This window comes from Shewanella sp. AC91-MNA-CIBAN-0169 (genome assembly GCF_040310165.1).
In the GTDB taxonomy this organism is placed as follows: Bacteria; Pseudomonadota; Gammaproteobacteria; order Enterobacterales; family Shewanellaceae; genus Shewanella.
The window spans coordinates 1-281 of the sequence record NZ_JBEOPM010000092.1 but is presented as its reverse complement, the minus strand read 5'-3'; the positions used below and the strand labels follow the sequence as shown (position 1 = coordinate 281).

Here is a 281-nt window from a genome sequence, read left to right as displayed (position 1 = left end):
GATTGGTATTGAGATATCGATAGGTCACGATTCCAAAAATATTGCCAATGCGGATGTCATCGTTGTATCGTCAGCGATTGATCGCAGCAATCCTGAAGTAAAAGCAGCGCTTGAAGCGCGTCTGCCAGTGGTACGCCGCGCCGATATGTTGGGTGAATTAATGCGTTATCGTCATGGCATTGCCGTGGCCGGCGCGCATGGCAAGACCACAACGACCAGTTTGCTCACTACGATGATGGCAGAAGGGCAGCTCGATCCTACCTACGTGATTGGTGGTAAGC

General features: G+C 51.2%; 1 protein-coding gene. It reads left to right on the top strand.

Annotated features, from left to right (window positions below; translation table 11 throughout):
* On the top strand, positions 1–281 hold a 281-nt coding region (locus AAEY98_RS22250), incomplete at both ends, for a Mur ligase domain-containing protein (RefSeq protein WP_351019742.1).